Annotated in this window: 2 protein-coding genes; both read right to left on the bottom strand. The window is 65.3% G+C overall.

The annotated features are described in order from the left end of the window. Positions 1-125: 125 nt before the first annotated feature. Positions 126-1,223 (bottom strand): integrase core domain-containing protein, encoded by a 1,098-nt coding sequence (locus tag AB0E90_RS51635; protein WP_360421217.1) that lies wholly within the window; start codon positions 1,221-1,223, stop codon positions 126-128. Next, on the bottom strand, positions 1,157-1,582 hold the full coding sequence (locus AB0E90_RS51630) for a transposase (RefSeq protein ID WP_360421219.1): 426 nt from the start codon (positions 1,580-1,582) through the stop codon (positions 1,157-1,159). Before AB0E90_RS51630 ends, AB0E90_RS51635 begins: the two co-directional genes overlap by 67 nt. Between the last annotated feature and the right edge of the window lie 82 nt (positions 1,583-1,664).

Raw genomic sequence — 1,664 nt, 5'->3', positions numbered from 1 at the left:
CGAACCGGCAATCCTGCCCGAAACGGCATGGATCAATCCACCCGCAGACAACCACGGTGACCAGCAGATTCACTCAAAGAATCCCTGATCAACCCTGCGGGTGCCGAAAATCCCGTCCGTGCTGGTCAAGCGGCATGATCGTATTCGTGGAGGAGTCCACCGAGTCGGTCCTGTCGGTGGACGTTGAGATGTGTCAGCTTGACAGGTTCGGTGATCGGGTCGGGCAGCGGACGTCGAGGCCGGGAGTTCGCGATACCGCGATGCGGCCGGTGTTCGTTGTGGTGGTGTTCGTACTCGCGCAGGGCGCGGAGCAGATGCGCACGGTTGAAGATCAAGGTCCGGTCGAGCAGTTCGTGGCGGCAGGCTTGGATCCACCTTTCCATGATCGAGTTCATCCGGGGCATCCGGACACCGCTGAGCAGGACATCGATTCCAGCGTCGGCGAGCACCTGGTCGAACAGGGCCGGGTACTTGCCGTCCCGGTCACGGATCATGTGTTTTACCTGGCAGCCGGTGTCCTCGAGGTCCATCACGAGATTCCGGGCGGTCTGGGTCACCCAGACGGCGGTCGGGTGAGCGGTGACACCGAGGATCCGGATCCGGCGGGTGGCGTGCTCGATGACCGCCAGGACATACAACTTGGCGCCGGTCAGCGTGGTCGTCTCGAAGAAGTCCGCAGCGATGATCGCGTGGGCCTGGGAACGCAGGAACGCCGCCCACGTGCTACCGGTGCGCTCCGGTGCCGGCTCGACGCCGGCGTCTTTGAGGATCTCCCAGACGGTGGACGCGGCGACCTTCACCCCCAGGACGAGCAATTCGCCGTGGATAGGGCGGTATCCCCAGGTGCTGTTCTCGCGGGCCAGGCGTAGGACCAGTCGGCGGATCGACCGGATCGTTTGTGGCCGCCCGGCCGCATGAGGGCGGGAACGTCGGGCGTGCCGGCGGCCGATCAAATCCCGGTGCCAGCGCAACATGGTCTCGGGGCGTACCAGCAGCCGCAGATGGTTCAGTACGCCGCGCGGTAGCGGATGCAGCAGGGCGGCCAGCCAGGCCCGGTCGGCCCGGGTGAACCGGACCCGGTCGCCGTGCAGGTGTCGTTCGAGGACCAGGATCTGATGCCGCAGCGCGAGGATCTCGGCGTCCTTGTCGCGATCGCTCATCGGCAGCAGCCGCAGCAGGGCGAAGGTGTTGGACACGCCGAGGTACGCCAGTCGAAACAGCACACCCCATCGTCGCCCAGCGCTCGATGTAGATCACCGCCGTGATTCAGCCGACCGTATCTGCGCCTGAACCAGCCGCTCCATCCTCGGTGATCAAATGGCTGAGACCAGGGTGGATGAGGTTTTCGGCACCCGCACCGCCAGACACAGCCGTTGTGGGCCAGGTAGCGGATCGCGTCGACGATGTCACGGCGTGAGTGCATCGGCCGGCGTCCGCCGCGTCGTCCGGGGTTCCCGGCCGGAATATGCGGGGCGATGAGCTGCCATTCCGCGTCGGTGGTGTCCGATGGGTAACGCCGAATGCGCAGGCTGGGCAGGTGTTCGCCGAGTGTGGTGGGGGTCGGCGATGCGGAATTTGTCAAGTCAAATTGAGACGGTTTGTGCCTCAGTTGTTGGCTGGTTGATCCAGGCTCTCTCGGGGAGCTGGGGTGCGCGAGGCCGGCG

This window comes from Actinoplanes sp. NPDC026619, assembly GCF_040638295.1.
In the GTDB taxonomy this organism is placed as follows: domain Bacteria; phylum Actinomycetota; class Actinomycetes; order Mycobacteriales; family Micromonosporaceae; genus Actinoplanes.
This window is presented reverse-complemented; position numbering and strand designations above follow the sequence as displayed.